The following is a 15,838-nucleotide window of genomic DNA, read 5'->3' as shown; positions in this document are numbered from 1 at the left end:
CTGTCGGAGAAGGGGGGTTTTATGGTCGCAACCGCTGCTCTCCTGGCGAATCAGGCCGAGTTTGATTTCCAGGTGGGTCCACATGCGCTGGGCGAATTGGCCGTCATTGGCTTCGAGGCCGATGAGGCCATGTCCCAGCCCTATACGCTGGATGTCCTCCTCGCCGCCCCGCCAGACGTGTCCGTGGATGAGCGGGCCCTCCTGGGGCAGAACGCCCTGCTCGCCGTGCACCTCGGCGAGGACGGAGAGCGCTACTTCCATGGCGTCGTTTCGCGTGTCACCCGCTGGGAGGCCGGCGCCTCCGAGGATCGCCTGCGCTACCGCGTCACGGTCGTGCCCCGCTGGTGGACGCTCAAGCACACACGCAACAGCCGCATCTTCCAGGAGAAGACCGTTCCCGACATCGTCCACGAGGTGCTCGGTGATGCGCTCGTGGAGCACCGGCTCGAGCTGAACGGCTCCTACGCCACACGCACCTACTGTGTGCAGTACCGCGAGTCCGACTTCGACTTCGTCTCCCGCCTGCTCGAGGAAGAGGGCATCTTCTACTACTTCGAGCATACCGAGGACGCTCACACCCTGGTGCTCGCCGACACCTCGCTCGGCTGTCCCGCCATGCCCGGTGAGGCGCGGCTCGTCTTCCGCACCACCTCCAAGATGGTCGCCGACAGCGAGTACGTGCACGAGTTCTCCTCTCAGCTCCAGGTGCAGCCCGGTGCTGTCGCCCTCCGGGACTACAACTTCGTCCGCCCCTCCCAGGACCTCACCGCCACCAGCACCGACGACGAGGCCGAGTCCTCCCTCGAGGTCTACGACTATCCGGGTTGCTACGAGGCGCCCGGTACGGGCAAGGCGCTCGCCAAGGTGCGTCTGGAGGAGCTACGGGCCCGGGTGGAGCTCGGCTCCGGTGCCAGCAATTGCCGGCGCCTGCGTGCTGGCCACACCCTCGAGCTGGACGAGCACCCGGCGGACGCCTTCAACCGTGGCTACCTCGTCCTCTCCGCCCGCCACGAGGGGCGCCAGCCCGAGGTGCTCCTCTTCGAGGGCCCGCCGGACGCCCGCCAGGAGAGCTACCGCAATACCTTCACCTGCCTCCCCGCCAAGGTTCCCTACCGTCCGCCGCGCACCACTCCGCGGCCCCTCATTCCTGGCGCCCAGACGGCCATCGTCGTGGGGCCCTCGGGCGAGGAGATCCACACCGACGAACATGGCCGCATCAAGGTGCAGTTCCACTGGGACCGTGAGGGCGGCCGGGACGACAAGAGCTCCTGTTGGATTCGCGTGAGTCAGTCATGGGCCGGCCCCGGATGGGGCGCCCTCTACCTGCCTCGCATCGGCCACGAGGTGGTGGTCGAGTTCCTCGAGGGAGATCCCGACCGGCCCCTCGTCACCGGCAGCGTCTACAACGGCGAGAATCCACCCCCCATCTCCCTGCCGGACGACAAGACCCGGAGCACCCTGCGCTCCAGCTCCAGTCCTGGCGGCGATGGCTCCAACGAGCTGCGCTTCGAGGACGCGGCCGGTCAGGAGCAGGTCTACTTCCACGCCCAGAAGGACCTGGACATCGTCGTCGAGAACGACAAGACCCAGCACGTGGGCGGCAATGAGACGCTGCTCGTCAAGAAGGACCGCAGCCGCACCATCGAGGGCAACCAGTCCCTGGAGGTGAAGAAGAACGACGACAGTGTCATCGGCGGCAACCAGTCACTCCAGGTGGACAAGGATCGCTCGACGTCCGTGGGCGGCAACCACACCGAGACGGTTGCGGGCGACCAGTCCGTCAGCGTGGGTGGCAGTCAGAGCGTGCTGGTGAGCATGGCGTCGCTCGAGACGGTGGGGTTGGCGAAGATGCTCAACGTGGGCGGGGCCTACTCCGTCAGCGTGGGCGGTGCCCTCAACCAACTGGTGGGGGGCCTCAAGGCCGAGCAGGTGGGCGGGGCCAAGTCGGAGGTCGTCGGCGCCAAGAAGTCCGAGACGGTCGTGGGCTCGCGCAGCCTCCAGGTGGGCGGAGACCTGTCCGAGCAGGTCGGGAAGTCACGCAACCTCAAGGTGGGCAAGGATTTGATGGTGAGCGTGGCGGGCAAACACAACCACGCCGTCAAGGATTCCTACACCCTGTCCGCCAAGGAGATCTCCCTGGTGGCCGAGGAGCAGTTCACCCTCAAGGTCGGCTCCGCCACCCTCCAGGTCAAGAAGAACGGGGATGTGATCATCAAGGGCGCCAAGGTGGAGATCACCGCCAGCGGCGATGTGGTCATCAAGGGCTCGAAGATCGCGGAGAACTGACGCCATGGCATGGACGGACAAGATGGCGTTCGGCCTCCAGGTGGGCGGCCATGCCCCGGAGGAGAGCGTGGTCACGCGGCTCTCCGGGGTGGAGGGGCTGTCGCGGCCCTTCGAGTTCAACCTGGAGCTCTACACCCACGCCGAGGAGCCGCTGGACCTGGCGGAGCTGATGGGCACTCCGGCCTCGTTGACCTTCCAGCACGCGGGCGAGCCCGTGCGCTACGTGAATGGCCAGGTGCATCGCGCCCAGGCGCTGGGCCTGCACGGGGGGCGGCTCCGCTACCGCCTGCGGGTGGTGCCCGCGCTCGAGCGGCTCAAGCACGTGCGGCGCAGCCGCATCTTCCAGCACAAGGCCATCCCGGACATCGTCAAGCAGGTGCTGAGCGAGGGGCAGGTGAAGCACCGCTTCGTCCTGTCCGGCAGCTATGCGGCTCGTGAGTACTGCGTGCAGTACCGGGAGTCGGACTTCGACTTCATCTCCCGGCTGCTGGAGGAGGAGGGCATCTTCTATTTCTTCACGCACTCGGAGGACGCCCACGAGCTGCTGCTGGGCGACAGCTCCGGGGCGTACCTGGAGATGGCGGGCGGTTCGCTGCTGCCGTTCCGCGAGGAGGATGGCCGGGTGGCGGACGCGGAGCACGCCTCCACCCTGGCCCAGGTGCACCGGTTGCGCCCCGGCAAGGTCATGGTGCGCGACTTCGATTTCAAGAAGCCCGCGCTCGACCTGACGGCCCGGCCCTCCAAGAGCGGTGACTTCGGCGCGCTCGAGCTCTACGACTTTCCCGCGAGGTACGTGGAGCCCTCGGAGGGCAAGCGGCTCAGCAAGGTGCGGCTGGAGGAGCAGCTCCAATCCGAGCGGACCCAGTCGGGTGTCAGTGTCAGCCCGCGGCTGTGCCCCGGTCACTTCTTCGAGCTGGACGCGGTCGCGGGAGGCAAGCTGCTGGTGGTGGAGGTTCAGCACGTGGGCCACCAGCCCGAGGCGCACACGCGGCACGAGGCGCTGGGGCAGGGGCGTTACCGGAACGAGTTCCGCTGCCTGCCCTCGGATGTGCCCTTCCGGCCGCGCCAGAGCACGCCCCGCCCGGTCATCTCCGGCATCCAGACCGCCACCGTGACGGGCACGCCCGGCGAGGAGATCCACCCCGACGAGCACGGCCGCATCAAGGTTCAGTTCCACTGGGACCGCGAGGGCGGCAGGGACGACAAGAGCTCCTGTTGGATCCGCCCGGGCCAGGTCTGGGGCGGCCCCGCATGGGGTGGGCTCTTCCTGCCGCGGGTGGGGCAGGAGGTCGTCATCCGCTTCTTCGAGGGGGACCCGGACCGGCCCCTCATCACGGGGGCTGTCTACAACGGGCAGAACCCCACCCCCTACTCGCTGCCGGACGAGAAGACGCGCTCCACCCTGCGCACTTCCTCCAGTCCCAACAGCGACGGCTTCAACGAGCTGCGCTTCGAGGATGCCGCGGGCGAGGAGCAGGTCTTCTTTCACGCCCAGAAGGACGATGACCTGCACACCCGCAACGACAAGACGCAGGAGATCCGCGCCAATGAGGCGCTGCTCGTGAAGAAGGATCGCCAGCGCACCGTCGAGGGCAACCAGACGCTGTCCGTGTTGCAGGAGGACATGGGGCTCGTGGAGGGGAGCCAGACGCTCGCGGTCTCCGGGAACCGGACCACCGGCATCCGCGGGAGCCATGACGAGGAGGTGGAGGGCAACCAGTCGGTGTCGGTGAGCGGAATGCAGAACACCTTCGTGGTGCAGACCGCTAACACCTCCGTCTCCCATGCGGCCGCGCTGAACGTGGGGGCCGCCTACTCCATCAACGTCATCCTGACGAAGAGCGAGTCGGTGAGCGGGGACAAGTCCATCCAGGTGGGAGGCGCCAGCTTCGAGTACGTCGGGGGCTTCCGTCAGGAGAACGTGTCCGAGGATCGCTCCACCAAGGTGGGCAGTGATTTCGAGTCCCAGATCAAGGGCTCGGTGTCGCTGGCGGCCGGCAAGGACCAGAAGGACGACGTCGGAGCCAAGGCCCACACCGAGGTCGGGAAGGCCGCGGCCTCGCTGGCCAAATCCTTTCAATTCAAGGCGGACAAGTTCTCGCTCATCGTTGGCGGCAACCTCATCGTCAGCATGGAGAAGTCCGGCGCCGTCAAGTGGTTCGCGAAGTCACTGACCATCGACGGCTCGAACATCAAGGTCAAGGGCGGTAAGGTGAAGATGCTGGGGGCGGGTTCGCTCAGCAGCAAGTCCGTCTCCAAGCTGGAGCTTCCGGATGTGCAGCCGGTCGAGCACAAGGATCCACCCGACATCGACCTGTCCTCGGCCCAGTCCGAGCTCCAGTCCCTGTCGGCGCAGCCCGTGGCCAGCTCGCCAGGCCGCACCAAGGCAAGTGACTCCGAGCGGTGAGCCGGGAGATGGAAGGAATGAGCATGAACTCTGGCAAGAAGGCCCCGCTGTCCGCGCAAGACCCCGTCCCCCAGGAGCCCATCGTCGGCAGCCGGGTGGGGTGGGTGGTGGGCGTTGATCCAGGCCGCGGGGTGCTCGTGGACTACGAGGGCAACACGGCGGGTCCGTTGCCGGCCCTCTCCACCGTGCCGCTCGACGCGAAGACCCTGGAGCAGGCGGTCTCCTCACGGCAGCGGGCCGTGCTGCTGTTCGAGAACGGAATCCCCACGCGCCCCCTGCTCGTGGGGCTGGTGCAGACCACGAGCAGCACGCCGTTGATCGACGAGATCCTGGAGGCCCGCGTCCCACGGGAGCAGGTGGAGGCCCGGGTGGACGGCAAGCGCGTGGTCATCGAGGGGCAGGACGAGATCGTCCTGTCGTGTGGCAAGGCGAGCATCACCTTGCGGCGCAACGGCAAGGTGATCATCAAGGGCGTGCAGCTCGAGTCGAGCGCGGCCGGAGTCAACCGCATCAAGGGCGGCTCCGTGCAGATCAATTGACCTGCACGGCCTTGTCTCCTCCGGCGCGGCCGAGCGGCTGGCGATCGGTGTCTCGCAGGCCCACCAGCACGCTGGTGCCATCGTGGGTGACCCGGAGCTCGCCGTACTTCGCTCCCTCGTAGCGGTCCGCGTGGCCTTCCTGGAAGAAGAAGGACTCCGCGCCCAGGCGGACGCGGTGCTGGCGCACCTTGTAGCGCAGCAACAACTCCCCCGGGGCGAGCGGGGTGCCGGGCGTGTCGTGCCGGACGAAGCGCCCCACGCCGTTCTCATCGAGCCGGAGCACGAGACGCCCCTCTTTCGGCTCCGAGCCCGTGCTCGAGCTCACGCCCCAATCCGTGGCGCTGGCCAGCCGGGCCTCGCGGCTGACGGCGTAGTCGAGCACCATGTAGTCGCCCTGGATGAGCGAGCGGGGATCCACTGGGGCGAGCTCCAGCAGCACGGACGTGCCGTGGGCCAGCACCTGCTCCTTGCGGACGACCTGCACCACGAGGGCGGCCACCACCAGGAGGAGACCACCGAAGATGACGCGGGCGCGCATCAGCGCACCTCCTCGGCCGCGGGGAAGCGGCGCACGATGAAGAGCCGCAGGCCGAGCAGCACCAGTCCGCTGCCCAGCAGCGCGAGCGACTTGGCCAGCAGGCTGAGCTGGAGGTCGTAGTAGTAGCCCACGCCGAACGCGAGGATGAAGACCACGGCCATTCCGAGCAGCACCACGTTGCGCCGGTGGAAGCCGAGCAGCAGCACGCCGGTGGCCGCGATGACTCCGGGCGTGTGGAGCGTGAGCAGGGCCGTCAGCGCCAGCGAGGCGAAGGCCGTCACTCCCGCGGGGCCACCGGGCGCGGAGTCCGTCTCCTCCAGCACGCGCCAGGCCGAGTACAGCGTCACCACGGCGAGCCCGAGTGTCAGCACCGCGGTGGGCGGCTCCGACGCGCCCTTGCGGAAGATGTCCCAGTAGATGTCATGGAACCAAGTGCGAATCACCAGTGAGGACAGGAGTGTGGTGACGAGCCCGAAGGCCGCGGGCGTCACCAGTGCACTCCAGCGTCCGTTCTGGAGCCGGGCCTGCTTCAGGAGGAGCAGGTGCGCGAGCACGGTGATGCCCACCAGCGCTACATCCGTCAGCATGGCCGGCGCGGTGAGGCGCAGCAGGAACAACAGCGCGAGGCTGCCGAAGAACGCGGACAGGAAGCGCTGGATGAGATCCGGGTAGATGAAGAGGAGCACGGCTTGGATGACGACCGTGGCGAGCGCCGCCATCTTCTCGTCCGAAGAGGCCCCCACACCGCCGATGAAGAGCCCCTGTCCGGCCAGCCCCGAGGACAGCGCGAGCTGGGTGAGGAACACGTTGCTTCCCGCGTGGCGCACGAGGACGGCGACTCCCGTGAGCATCAATCCCAGGACGATGGCGCCCACTTCCTCGCCCGCTCCGAGCACGCCAATCGCGATGAAGGCGATCAGGAACCACGAGGCGAGCCAGGCGCCGAAGCCGGTGAGGATGCGCACGAACCACGGCACGCTGGCCGTGGCCTCGGCGCTGGAGGCGAGCGCGGTGCGTGCCGGCTCGTGCAATGGGGTGGGCAGTACGTCCCGCAGTGAGGGTTTGAACGCCATGGTCAGGCCTCCTCCGGACCGCGAGCCTCGGCGCGCAGCCACCAGACCGTGAGCCCCACTTCGCCAATGATGAGCACGGCCAATACGAGGAAGACGCCCGCGTCGAAGCGGCTCGTCTCGAACAGGAAGCGGCCCACCAGGGTGGTGAGCAGTGTCATCGCGCTCACCGCATCGAGCGTGAGGAGGAAGAGCTCGGAGCGCACCCGCCGGTGGAAGATGTACGCCGCCGCCATCACCACCAGGAGCAGGCCGAGCCCGATGATGCTCGCGGTGTCACCCTCCCGGGGCACCGCCACCTGGAGCTCCGCCAGGCCGAGCAGCGGTGCCATGGTCATCATCGCCAGTACCCGAGGCATCCACCGGCCCCGTAGCCAGGAGAGGCCGCGTGCCGCGAGTGCTTCATTCGCCACCCAGGCCGCGCCGTTCACCAGCGCGAGCACCAGCATGAGCGTGGTGCCCTCGCCATCGGCGACCTGGAACCAGAAGAGGCTCAGCCCGGTGTTCACGAGGAGGAGCAGCAGCAGCCACAGGGGCGCGAAGCGTGCGAGCACCACCCAGGGAAGGATGAGACCGCTCCACCCGAGGAACAGCTCATAGGGGTCCGCGCCCGTCTGGTAGGCCTGCCCGTAGACGGCGAGGAGCGGGCCGACGAGCACCGCGGCGAAGAGGAGGGCGAACTGTCCGGCGAGGGTCTCGCCCAGGCGCCAGGCGGCGATGCAGGCCCCGAGGATGGCGGCCAGCAGCAGCCCCATCTTCCCGAAGCGGTGGAGCGCCGCCCAGTTGTAGGCGAAGAAGTAGATGACGCCGGAGAGCACCAGCAGCGAGCCGAAGCCCAGCAGCACGGCGGACAGGAAGCGCCGCCAGGCGGCTCGCTGCGGAGTGGCCACGGCGAGCCGCAGGGCGTGCTCGAGGCCCTGGGGGTTGAGGACACCGGCATCGGCGAGCGTGCGGAGGCGCTCGGGCGTGGCGGCGAGGTCTAGCAGGTCATGGGACACGGCGCGGGACGCTAGCCTTACGGGCCACGTCACCGCCAGACTCCCGCCCGTGAATACCCCCTCCATCGAGGCCATCCAGGACGAGCTGGCGCGGGCGGCCGACCCCGAGAAGGCCGCCTTCTACCCGAGGTTCTTCAAGACAGGTCCGGGCGAGTACGCCGAGGGAGACGTGTTCCTCGGCGTGACCGTGCCGGAGCAGCGGAGGATCGCCAAGCGTCACAAGGACCTTCCCCTGGAGCAATTGGGAGCGTTGTTGCGGAGCGAGCTCCACGAGCACCGGCTCACGGGCTTCCTCATCCTCGTGACGCGGTTCGAGCGGGCGGACGGGGCCGGACGCCACCGTCTCTTCGTGTTCTGCCGGGAGCACCTGGCGGGGCTGAACAACTGGGACCTGGTGGATACGGTGGCACCCAAGCTCCTGGGCGAGTACCTGCTCGAGCACCCCGAACTCACGCCGTGGCTCTATGAGCTGGCGCGCTCGCCAGTGCTCTGGGAGCGGCGCATCGCCATCATGTCGACCCAGGCCTTCATCCGTGCGGGAGACTTCAAGGACACGCTGAAGCTGGCGGAGCTGCTGCTGCACGACGAGCACGACCTCATCCACAAGGCGGTGGGATGGATGCTGCGCGAGGTCGGCAACAGGGACCTGGCGAGCGAGGAAACCTTCCTCGACCGCCATGCGCGGGAGATGCCGAGGACCATGCTGCGCTACGCCATCGAGAAGTTCCCCAAGGCGAAGCGCGAGCATTACCTGAAACGGAAGCTCTCTCGCCCCAATATCCCCTCGCCCCCCGGGAGAGGGACGGGGTGAGGGTGCCCGTTCCCGTCCTCCCCGCCGTGCCTCAGAACCGTGAGCGCCGCAGATCGAGCAACCACGCCTCCAGCGCCTCGGCGCCCTGGGGGTCCTCGGGGAGCACGGAGTTCTCTCGGGCGGAGTCGAGCCGCTCGAAGGCCCGTTCCACCTGGCCGCGCCAGTGCTCGGAGAGGGCCTCGGGCAGCTCGCTGCGCTCGCCCCGCCGCTTCCAGGAGACGAGCTCACCCGCCTCGCTGAAGCCATAGCGGTCCATCAGCGCGGTGAGGTCCGTTTCCACCTCGCCCGTGAGCAGCGCGTGGGTGCCGGTGAGCGTGGTGCGCAGCACATAGAGGAGCTTTTTGGTGGAGCGGAAGCCCGTCTTCTCCCACTCACGCAGCTGGCCGTGGGCGAAGCCGCGATAGTGCCGGTGCAGCCGCCGGGACAGCACGCCCCGCACCAGCGGACGCACGGCCTCCAACTCGGGCGAGCCGCGCAGCGTATGCGCCCCGAGCAGCCGCTCCAGGTAGTTGCCGTTGCCCTGAAGGACGCCGAACAGCACGGGGCCGAGCTCGTTGGACGAGTAGTCCACCTCGACGCCATCCACGACCTCCAAGCGCTCGGCGTTGGCGGAGCCGCGCTGCTCCAGGCGGAGCAGGTGGGCGGTGGGGGTGACGTGGATGCACTTGAGGTCCAGGTCACTGTCTGGCGAGGGAAAGCCATACGCGTGCGCGCCCGAGAGGGACACGACGAGGTGCCACCGCCGGGTGGACTCCTCGTCGAGCACGGCGTTGGCCACCCGGGTCTGGTGCTCCGTCATCAGTGAGTGGGTCATGACTCCTCCTCCTTCCATTCGACGGCCGGAGGCGCGGGGGCATCACGGCCGAGCGGCCCGGGCTCCTTCATCACCCAGCGCCGCGCCAGTTCCTCGCCCACGCGGCGCACCAGCCGGTCCGCGCGCCCGTAGTCCGGGAGCTGCGGCAGCTTGCTGGTGCGGTGGGCCTCTTCCAACTCCGGTGCGAGGGCCTCGGCGTCCCGCAGCACCTCCTCCAGCGGGACACGTCCGGCCTTGATCTCCAACATGCGCGCCTTGTAGGTGCCGGTGACCTCGAAGGTGGGCACCCCCTCCCGCAGCCACCCGGTGGCGAGCACCACCAGGCGCAGCAGGTTGTAGGCGTTCTTCGGCCGCAGCTCGCGCGCGCTGGGAGGCCGCTGACCGCCACCGCGCGCATAGCGGGTGAGGGCGGCGAAGTCGTTGGCCTCGATGAGGCCCTGGTCCCACAGCGAGCGGTAGAGCTGCTTGAGGTACGTCTTGGCCGCGAGCAGCGCGTCCTCGGGCGAAGGAGCGCTGCGCGGGGAGATGGCCGCGAGCCGCCGGGCTACCTCGTCCAGATTGGGCGCGGGCTCCTCGCACAGCCACTCGAGCACCAGGTCCCGGTGCTCGGCGAGCCGCTGGCTGCGGGTGAGCTTGTCGAGCTGGCTCATGGCGTACCGGCCGAAGCTGCCGAAGATGGCCTTGGACACGAAGGCCTCGCGCTCGGCGAGCAGCCACTCCCCGAGCTCGTCCGTGGCGCGGGCGCTGGGGACGAAGAGCATCTCCAGGGTGTTGGGGTCGGCACGGAGGGCCTGCTCCACCGTTTTGGAGAGCTCCCAGAAAGTATGGCTGCCATCGGCGCTGACGAGATCTCTCGCCTTGTCGGCGAGGCCGAAGTGCCAGGGCAGGGGCAGGCCGAAGACGCCGCGCATGTCGACGTCGGAGGCCTCGTTGGCGAGGCCCCAGGCCTGCGAGCCCACCACGGTCTCCAGCACCACGCAGGGGCGGAGGGCATCCCAGGTGGCAGCGCGCCGGAGCGCGAACTGGAGCTGGCCCGGCTTGCGAGGCACCAGCTCGTCACGGGCGTACCAGAGCTCACCCACGCCGACGATCTGCACGTCGAAGCCACCGCCACGGGCACGCACCACTCGGCCCACCACGCCCTGGGGGATCTGCCGGTCACCGGCCACGCGCTCCACGCGCGTCGTCACCTCGGTGCCATGGGGGAGGGGGACGGACAGCTTATCCACTTGCTCGTAACCACGGGGACGGGCGGTGCCCTCGGACTGGTCCTGCTCGGGAGTCTTGGATCCGCGGGTCATGGGCGCCTCCGGATGGGGAGTACAGGGTTCCCATGGACGTTACTGGCGCGGACTCCTGACTCCAAACCCATCGCTCGATGCGCGCAGGTGATCGCGTCAGGTGCTTCGTCTCCACTCCAGGAGAGTGCTCTCTGGTTGCTCCAGCTGCGGGCTGTGTCCCGCGGTTATCCGCACGAGCCGCGCGTCGGGCATGACCTTTACCGCCGCCTCCGCCAGTGACACGGGCAGCACCGTGTCGTGCTCGCCCCAGAAGAGCAGGGTGGGCTGCTTCACCTCGCCCAGCCGCTCGTAACGGTGGAACACGCCGCCCGTGAGCGGCACCAGCGTGTTGAAGGCCCGCGTGGCCTCGGGTCTTCCCCCGGGCACCGTCATCAACTCGTACCCCAGTGCCGCCAGCCTCCGGTTCAGCGGCGTGTCCGGCAGAGGCGCGATGCGGCCGAAGAGCTTCGGCCCCAGCACCCGTGCCACCCGCTCCGGGCCCACGCGGAAGAACAGCCGCGCATCCCGCGCCATCTCCGGGCCCAGCCCCATCGCGTCCACCAGTACCAGCCGCTCCACCGGCACCCGGCTTCGCAGCGCCAGCTCCAGGGCCACCAGCCCTCCCAGCGAGTGCCCCACCAGCGTCATCGGCCCCGGCGCCAGCGTGGACAGCACCTCCTCCACCGGCTCGACGAAGAAGCGCAGCCCCTCCTCCGCCGTCCTCACCACCCCTCCCGGCGCCGAGGAGCACCCGAACCCCGGCAGATCCACCGCCAGCACCCGGTGCTCCCGGGCCAGCCCTGTCAGGAGCGGGAGCCACATGCTCGCCGCGTTCCCCCGGCCATGGAGGAGCACCACCGTCCGGCCCTCTCCTCCCTCCAGGACCCGGAGCCCTCCACCCCCTCGCAGTGGGCACACCCGGGAGGTCATCCCCGGAGTCAACTCCCCCAGTAACTCCGCCTCCACCGGTCCCGGAGCGTGGGGGAGGGGCCCTCCAGAAGGTTGGCGTTCTCCGTCCCGATGTGGTTTGGGGTACTCCCGAGGGTCGTTCCTGGGTGGTTCCGGGGACATGGACCCCTGAAATTACTGGAATGTCGGGCGTGATGGGTTGTTGAGCGGCGTACCTACACCTCCTAGGCTGCCCGCCTCCTCCAGGGACAGTCGAGACGGCACATATGAACACGGACATCCGGGCGCTCACCGAGCGCGTCCAGCAGGAGAGCGGCTTCGTCGAGATCCTCAACCAGGAGGTCGGCAAGGTCATCGTCGGCCAGCGCTACATGCTGGAGCGCATCCTCATCGGCCTCTTGTGCAATGGCCACGTCCTCCTCGAGGGCGTGCCCGGTCTCGCCAAGACGCTCACGGTGCGCACCATCGCCGACAGCATCAGCGCTTCCTTCATGCGCATCCAGTTCACCCCGGATCTGCTGCCCGCGGACGTGGTGGGCACGATGATCTACAACCAGCAGGCGGCCAACTTCACCGTCCGCAAGGGCCCCGTCTTCGCCAACGTGGTGCTCGCCGACGAAATCAACCGCGCCCCCGCCAAGGTGCAGTCCGCCCTCCTCGAGGCCATGCAGGAGCGCCAGGTCACCATCGGTGACACCTCCTTCCCGCTGCCCTCGCCCTTCCTCGTGCTGGCCACCCAGAACCCCATCGAGCAGGAAGGCACCTACCCCCTGCCCGAGGCGCAGGTGGACCGCTTCATGCTCAAGGTGAAGGTGGGCTACCCCACCCGCGAGGAAGAGAAGGTCATCATGGACCGCATGAGCGGCGGGAAGCCCCCGTCCGCCCAGAAGGTCATCGACCTGCAGCACCTCGTGCGCGCCCGCGAGCTCGTCACGCAGATCTACATGGACGAGAAGGTGAAGGACTACATCCTCAACGTGGTCTTCGCCACGCGCGAGCCCGGCCGCTACGGCCTCAAGGACCAGGCCGACTACATCCAGTTCGGCGCCAGCCCGCGCGCCACCATCGCGCTGACCCAGGCCTCCCGCGCCCACGCCTTCCTGCGCCACCGCGGCTTCGTCACGCCCGAGGACGTCAAGGCCGTGGCCTTCGATGTGCTCCGCCACCGCATCGCCCTCACCTACGAGGCCGAGGCCGAGGAGCTCACCACCGAGAAGCTCATCCAGCGCGTGTTCGATCGCGTCGAGGTCCCGTAACCCCACCCGGGAGAGCCCAGGGGGCGCGCCGTGCTCGCCAAGGACATCATCCGCCGCATCCGCAAGCTGGAGATCCGCACCCGCAAGGTGGTGTCGGACATGCTCGCGGGCCAGTACCACTCGGTCTTCAAGGGCCGGGGCATGGCCTTCTCCGAGGTGCGCCAGTACCAGCCCGGTGACGAAATCCGCATCATCGACTGGAACGTCACCGCCCGCATGAACGAGGCCTACGTCAAGGTCTTCACCGAGGAGCGAGAGCTCACGGTGATGCTCCTGGTGGACGTGTCCGCCTCCAAGGAGTTCGGCTCGCGCGAGCGCTCCAAGTCGGAGGTGGCCGCCGAGGTGGCCGCTCAAATCGCCTTCAGCGCCATCGCCAACAACGACCGGGTGGGGCTCATCCTCTTCTCGGATCGGGTGGAGAAGGTGGTGCCGCCGCGCAAGGGCCGCACGCACGTGATGCGGCTGGTCAGCGACATCCTCACCTTCCAGCCCAAGGGGAAGGGGACGGACATCGCCGCCGGCCTCACCTACCTCAGCCGCCTGGCGCGCCGGAAGACGGTGACGTTCCTCATCTCGGACTTCCTCGCCGATGGCTACGAGCCGCCGCTGCGCCTCGTGGGCCGCAAGCACGACCTCGTCCCCGTGGTCATCGTGGATCCGCTCGAGCAGGAGTTCCCCCGGCTGGGCCTCGTGGAGATGGAGGACCCCGAGACGGGCGAGCGCTTCGTGGTGGACACGAGCGACCCGCTCGTCCGCGGCCGCTTCGCCCGCGCCATGCAGGCGCGCCGCGAGGAGCGGCTCAGGCTCTTCAAGAAGCTGGAGCTGGACCACGTGGAACTGAGCACCGGCGATGATCACGCCATGGCCCTGGTGCGCTTCTTCCGCGCCCGCTCCCGGAGGATGGCGGCATGAGGTGGCTGGCTCTCTGCGCGTTCTTCCTCGTCTCGCCGGCCCTGGCCCAGGCTCCGGCGCCCGCTCCGGCTCCAGCCGCGGCCAGCGCGAAGCTGCCGGCCGTGGAGCCCGAGGGCTTCCAGGCCCGCGTGCAGCCGGAGCAGGTGCAGCTCGGCGAGCCCTTCGTCTACGAGCTGGTCATCACCCACCCGGCGGACCAGCGCTACGAGCTGGACCTGGTGCCGGACCTGGGTGACTTCGAGCTGCTGTCCCAGGCGCGCACGCCCCCGGAGACGGGGAAGGAGCCCGCCGTCACCACCTTCCGGCTGAAGCTCTCCGCCTTCAACCTGGGCATGCTCACGCTGCCCGAGCTGCCCTTCCTCGTGACCACGCCGGAGGGCCCCAGGCGCTTCGTGGCGCCGGGCCGCACCATCGAGGTGGCCGGCACGCTGCCGCAGGACGCCGAGGCGGAGGGCGCGGACCTCAAGGACATCCAGCCTCCCACCGAGGTGGCCGTCCGCTCCCTGACGCTCGTGTGGGCGCTGCTGGGGCTGCTGGCCGCCATCGCGGTGGGCGTGCTGCTGTGGCGGCTCTTCCAGAAGTACCGCAACCGCCCCATGGCCGAGGTCAAGCCGCTGCTGCCCCTGGACGTGCGCACCCGCCAGGCGCTCGAGGGCCTCAAGGCGGAGAACCTGCCCGAGCAGGGCAGGGTGAAGGACTTCTACTTCCGGCTGTCGGAGATCATCCGTGGCTACCTGGGCGAGCGCTACGGCTTCGACGCCCTGGAGTGCACCAGCTCGGAGCTGATGGTGGCGCTGCGGCGCAAGCAGCCCCTCAAGTTCCCCGAGGATGGACTGATGCGCTTCGTCTCCGAGTCCGACATGGTCAAGTACGCCCGCGCCGAGTCGTCGCCGGAGTCGTGCCGCGAGGCGCTCGCCTTCGGCTACGAGCTGCTGGACAAGACCTGGCCCCCTCTCGTGCCGCCTCTCCCCGAGGCCGCTTCCGTGTCCCATGCCTCCGGTCCCCGCGTTTCATAACCCCGAGTTCCTGTGGGGTTTGCTGCTCATCCCGGTCCTCCTCGGGTGGGCCTGGCGCGAGCGGCGCTCCCGTGCCGTGCTGCGCTTCTCCGCGGCGCACGTGCTCGCCAGCCAGGGCCGCGGCCTGCGCACGTACATGCTGCCGCTGCTGCCCTTCCTGCGCGTCTTCGCCGTGGCCGCCGCCGTCGTCGCGCTCGCCCGGCCCCAGTCCCGCGACGCCCGCGTGCGGGACTCGAGCGTCGAGGGCATCGACATCGTCGTCGCGCTCGACCTGTCCACCTCCATGGAGGCCGGCGACTTCCGCCCGCAGAACCGCCTCCACGTGGCCAAGGAGGTGCTCGCCGAGTTCATCGGAAACCGCGTCAATGACCGCATCGGCCTGGTGGTGTTCGCCGGCGCGGCCTACACGCAGTCTCCCCTGACGCTGGACTATGGCGTGCTCAAGGAAGTGCTGCGCCAGCTGCGCACCCGCGTGCTCGAGGACGGCACCGCCATCGGCGACGCGCTCGCCACCGCGCTCAACCGCCTGCGCGACTCGGAGGCCAAGAGCCGCGTGGTGGTGCTCATCACCGACGGCGACAACAACTCCGGCAAGATTTCGCCGCTGGACTCGGCCACCATGGCGAAGTCGCTGAACATCCCCATCTACACCATCCTCGTGGGCAAGGGCGGCAAGGTGCCCTTCCCCCAGGGCACGGACCTGTTCGGCAACACCGTCTGGCGCGAGACGGAGATTCCCATCAACCCCGAGCTGCTCCAGGACATCGCCGACCAGACGGGCGGCGAGTACTACCGCGCCACCGACCCGGAAGGCCTCAAGCTGGGCCTCCAGAAGGTGTTGGACTCGCTGGAGCGCTCCAAGTTGATGGAGGGTGGGGCCACGGCCAACTACCGCGAGGACTACCACCCGTACCTGCTGCTGGCCTTCGGGCTGGCCGCGCTGGAGCTGCTCCTGCGCGCCACCTTCCTGAGGGTGTTCCCGTGACGCCGGCCTTCCTGACG

The 15,838-nt window shown here is 68.8% G+C and carries 14 protein-coding genes; 8 read left to right on the top strand and 6 right to left on the bottom strand.

Annotated features, from left to right (window positions below):
* Positions 1–21 precede the first annotated feature (21 nt).
* From BO221_RS04225 to BO221_RS04215, 3 genes are read left to right on the top strand one after another with little or no spacing between them, the layout of a single operon-like run.
* Positions 22–2,286: a type VI secretion system Vgr family protein gene (locus BO221_RS04225; protein ID WP_073558979.1), complete on the top strand. Its 2,265-nt coding sequence runs from the start codon at positions 22–24 to the stop codon at positions 2,284–2,286.
* A gap of 4 nt (positions 2,287–2,290) precedes the next feature.
* Positions 2,291–4,693, top strand: a complete 2,403-nt coding sequence (locus BO221_RS04220; RefSeq protein WP_073558978.1) for a type VI secretion system Vgr family protein — start codon at positions 2,291–2,293, stop codon at positions 4,691–4,693.
* Positions 4,694–4,710: 17 nt separating this feature from the next.
* A complete protein-coding gene (locus BO221_RS04215) occupies positions 4,711–5,232 on the top strand; it encodes a DUF6484 domain-containing protein (protein WP_073558977.1) in 522 nt (173 codons plus the stop codon).
* Here the strand turns inward: BO221_RS04215 and BO221_RS04210 are convergent.
* Genes BO221_RS04210 through BO221_RS04200 form a run of 3 tightly spaced genes read right to left on the bottom strand, consistent with a single transcriptional unit; the run spans position 5,225 to position 7,904 of the window.
* Complete coding sequence (locus BO221_RS04210; protein ID WP_083680731.1) at positions 5,225–5,770, bottom strand: GDYXXLXY domain-containing protein; 546 nt, start codon at positions 5,768–5,770, stop codon at positions 5,225–5,227. The two genes, BO221_RS04215 and BO221_RS04210, sit on opposite strands and share 8 nt — an antisense overlap.
* A complete protein-coding gene (locus BO221_RS04205; RefSeq protein ID WP_073558975.1) occupies positions 5,770–6,843 on the bottom strand; it encodes a DUF4401 domain-containing protein in 1,074 nt (357 codons plus the stop codon). Before BO221_RS04205 ends, BO221_RS04210 begins: the two co-directional genes overlap by 1 nt.
* 2 nt (positions 6,844–6,845) lie before the next feature.
* Positions 6,846–7,904 carry a DUF2157 domain-containing protein gene (locus BO221_RS04200; RefSeq protein ID WP_083680729.1) on the bottom strand — a complete coding sequence of 353 codons (1,059 nt, stop codon included), beginning with the start codon at positions 7,902–7,904 and terminating at the stop codon, positions 6,846–6,848.
* Between BO221_RS04200 and BO221_RS04195 the strand changes: the two genes are divergently transcribed.
* On the top strand, positions 7,888–8,649 hold the full coding sequence (locus BO221_RS04195) for a DNA alkylation repair protein (RefSeq protein WP_073558973.1): 762 nt from the start codon (positions 7,888–7,890) through the stop codon (positions 8,647–8,649). The genes BO221_RS04200 and BO221_RS04195 overlap by 17 nt on opposite strands.
* Before the next feature lie 31 nt (positions 8,650–8,680).
* Here BO221_RS04195 and BO221_RS04190 read toward each other — a convergent pair whose 3' ends face one another.
* The 3 genes from BO221_RS04190 to BO221_RS04180 form a co-directional block, all read right to left on the bottom strand.
* On the bottom strand, positions 8,681–9,463 hold the full coding sequence (locus tag BO221_RS04190) for a DNA polymerase beta superfamily protein (protein ID WP_073558972.1): 783 nt from the start codon (positions 9,461–9,463) through the stop codon (positions 8,681–8,683).
* Positions 9,460–10,764, bottom strand: a complete 1,305-nt coding sequence (locus BO221_RS04185; protein WP_073558971.1) for a DNA polymerase beta superfamily protein — start codon at positions 10,762–10,764, stop codon at positions 9,460–9,462. Before BO221_RS04185 ends, BO221_RS04190 begins: the two co-directional genes overlap by 4 nt.
* Positions 10,765–10,860: 96 nt before the next feature.
* Positions 10,861–11,673 carry an alpha/beta fold hydrolase gene (locus BO221_RS04180; protein WP_073558970.1) on the bottom strand — a complete coding sequence of 271 codons (813 nt, stop codon included), beginning with the start codon at positions 11,671–11,673 and terminating at the stop codon, positions 10,861–10,863.
* Positions 11,674–11,918: 245 nt separating this feature from the next.
* Between BO221_RS04180 and BO221_RS04175 the strand changes: the two genes are divergently transcribed.
* From BO221_RS04175 to BO221_RS04160, 4 genes are read left to right on the top strand one after another with little or no spacing between them, the layout of a single operon-like run.
* Positions 11,919–12,908, top strand: a complete 990-nt coding sequence (locus BO221_RS04175; RefSeq protein WP_073558969.1) for a MoxR family ATPase — start codon at positions 11,919–11,921, stop codon at positions 12,906–12,908.
* Between the two features lie 30 nt (positions 12,909–12,938).
* Positions 12,939–13,820: a DUF58 domain-containing protein gene (locus tag BO221_RS04170; RefSeq protein ID WP_073558968.1), complete on the top strand. Its 882-nt coding sequence runs from the start codon at positions 12,939–12,941 to the stop codon at positions 13,818–13,820.
* Positions 13,817–14,836 (top strand): hypothetical protein, encoded by a 1,020-nt coding sequence (locus BO221_RS04165; RefSeq protein WP_073558967.1) that lies wholly within the window; start codon positions 13,817–13,819, stop codon positions 14,834–14,836. The genes BO221_RS04170 and BO221_RS04165 overlap by 4 nt, the downstream gene beginning before the upstream one ends.
* Positions 14,811–15,821: a VWA domain-containing protein gene (locus tag BO221_RS04160; protein WP_043401912.1), complete on the top strand. Its 1,011-nt coding sequence runs from the start codon at positions 14,811–14,813 to the stop codon at positions 15,819–15,821. Before BO221_RS04165 ends, BO221_RS04160 begins: the two co-directional genes overlap by 26 nt.
* Positions 15,822–15,838: the final 17 nt, after the last annotated feature.

It is taken from the genome of Archangium sp. Cb G35 (assembly GCF_001896145.1).
In the GTDB taxonomy this organism is placed as follows: Bacteria; Myxococcota; Myxococcia; order Myxococcales; family Myxococcaceae; genus Archangium; species Archangium violaceum.
This window is presented reverse-complemented; position numbering and strand designations above follow the sequence as displayed.

What these genes read in the sequence shown, in the direction of transcription:
- BO221_RS04225 (WP_073558979.1), top strand. Translation starts at nt 22, where the DNA reads ATGGTCGCAACCGCTGCTCTCCTGGCGAATCAGGCCGAGTTTGATTTC.
- BO221_RS04220 (WP_073558978.1), top strand. Translation starts at nt 2,291, where the DNA reads ATGGCATGGACGGACAAGATGGCGTTCGGCCTCCAGGTGGGCGGCCAT.
- BO221_RS04215 (WP_073558977.1), top strand. Translation starts at nt 4,711, where the DNA reads ATGAGCATGAACTCTGGCAAGAAGGCCCCGCTGTCCGCGCAAGACCCC.
- BO221_RS04210 (WP_083680731.1), bottom strand. Translation starts at nt 5,770, where the DNA reads ATGCGCGCCCGCGTCATCTTCGGTGGTCTCCTCCTGGTGGTGGCCGCC.
- BO221_RS04205 (WP_073558975.1), bottom strand. Translation starts at nt 6,843, where the DNA reads ATGGCGTTCAAACCCTCACTGCGGGACGTACTGCCCACCCCATTGCAC.
- BO221_RS04200 (WP_083680729.1), bottom strand. Translation starts at nt 7,904, where the DNA reads ATGGAGGGGGTATTCACGGGCGGGAGTCTGGCGGTGACGTGGCCCGTA.
- BO221_RS04190 (WP_073558972.1), bottom strand. Translation starts at nt 9,463, where the DNA reads ATGACCCACTCACTGATGACGGAGCACCAGACCCGGGTGGCCAACGCC.
- BO221_RS04185 (WP_073558971.1), bottom strand. Translation starts at nt 10,764, where the DNA reads ATGACCCGCGGATCCAAGACTCCCGAGCAGGACCAGTCCGAGGGCACC.
- BO221_RS04180 (WP_073558970.1), bottom strand. Translation starts at nt 11,673, where the DNA reads ATGACCTCCCGGGTGTGCCCACTGCGAGGGGGTGGAGGGCTCCGGGTC.
- BO221_RS04175 (WP_073558969.1), top strand. Translation starts at nt 11,919, where the DNA reads ATGAACACGGACATCCGGGCGCTCACCGAGCGCGTCCAGCAGGAGAGC.
- BO221_RS04165 (WP_073558967.1), top strand. Translation starts at nt 13,817, where the DNA reads ATGAGGTGGCTGGCTCTCTGCGCGTTCTTCCTCGTCTCGCCGGCCCTG.
- BO221_RS04160 (WP_043401912.1), top strand. Translation starts at nt 14,811, where the DNA reads ATGCCTCCGGTCCCCGCGTTTCATAACCCCGAGTTCCTGTGGGGTTTG.